The following is a 979-nucleotide window of genomic DNA, read 5'->3' on the forward strand; positions in this document are numbered from 1 at the left end:
CGTCTTGACCGCCGCCATCACCGGCGGCACATGCTTGGCCGCCACCGCCGCCCGAATGTTGCGCATGAAATGCACCCGGCACCGCTGCCACGAAGAACCCGCGAACTGCTGCATCACAGCAGCTTTGAGGCCACTGTGTGCATCGGAGATCACCAGATGCACCCCCGACAGACCACGGGCCTTGAGGCTGGTGAGGAACTCGCGCCAGAACTCGTAGGATTCGCTGTCCCCGACGGCGGTTCCGAGTACCTCGCGGGTGCCGTCGATCGAGACTCCGGTGGCCACCACCAACGCCTGGGACACCACGTGCGCACCGACCCGGACCTTGCAGAAGGTGGCGTCGAGAAACACGTACGGAAAGCTCGTGTGCGTCAGCGTGCGCTCGCGGAACCGGGCGATCTCGGTGTCCAGACCAGCGCAGATCCGCGACACCTCCGACTTCGAGATCCCGGATCCGACACCCAACGCGCCGACCAGGTCGTCGACGCTGCGGGTCGACACGCCGTGCACGTAGGCTTCCATGACCACTGCGTACAGGGCCTTGTCGATGCGGCGGCGTCGCTCCAGCAAGGAGGGGAAGAACGATCCTGACCGCAGTTTGGGGATCTTGACCTCGACATCGCCGCTGGTGGTGGCCACGGTCTTCGTTCGATGTCCGTTGCGGTGCGTTATCCGGGTGTCGGTGCGTTCGTAGCGGCCGGCGCCGAGCTTGTCGGTGGCCTCGGCTTCGATCAGAGCCTGCAGGCCGGTACGGATCAGTTCGGCGAACACGCTGGCGCTGTCGGCGCCCTTGAGCGCGTGGAGCTGGGTGAGCAGTGCAGAATGATCGTGGGTCATCGCGTAGCTGCTTTCTGTGAGTCACTGTGAGAGGTAACTCGTTGATCACTACGCGATGGCCCACCCTCGGCGAGGGAGCGACACGCCGCGGACCTGGCCGGATGCGCTCAGCCGATTCCCACCACTCCCCGGGACTTACCCC

The 979-nt window shown here is 65.3% G+C and carries 1 protein-coding gene; it reads right to left on the reverse strand.

Annotation, left to right across the window (positions count from 1 at the left end):
• Positions 1-837: IS256 family transposase (locus AC6CID_RS25035; RefSeq protein ID WP_498354670.1), on the reverse strand; the 837-nt coding region annotated here is incomplete at its 3' end.
• Positions 838-979 lie beyond the last annotated feature (142 nt).

The organism is Rhodococcus sp. GQ147, assembly GCF_059759155.1.